We start from the raw sequence: 221 nt of genomic DNA, 5'->3' as shown, positions 1-221 counted from the left end.
GCTGTCCATCTCCAGGGAGATCGCCCAACTGCTCGGTGGCGAGATCCACGCGCAGAGTGAGCCGGGCCGCGGCTCGACGTTCACGCTGTACCTCCCGCTGCATCCGAGCGAGTTGCCGCCGCACGGCTACCCGCAGTCCATGCCGGCCCTGAAGAGCGGCGGCACTGCCGGGTCGGCCGATTCCCCCGGTGCGGCGGTGGAGGCACCGGCCGGGGTGACGT

At 71.9% G+C, this 221-nt stretch carries 1 protein-coding gene; it reads left to right on the top strand.

What is annotated here, in order from left to right:
• Window positions 1-221: ATP-binding protein (locus J0695_RS41955; RefSeq protein ID WP_242553810.1), on the top strand; the 221-nt coding region annotated here is incomplete at both ends.

This window comes from Streptomyces beijiangensis, from assembly GCF_017315755.1.
Classification (GTDB): Bacteria; Actinomycetota; Actinomycetes; order Streptomycetales; family Streptomycetaceae; genus Streptomyces; species Streptomyces beijiangensis.
This window is presented reverse-complemented; position numbering and strand designations above follow the sequence as displayed.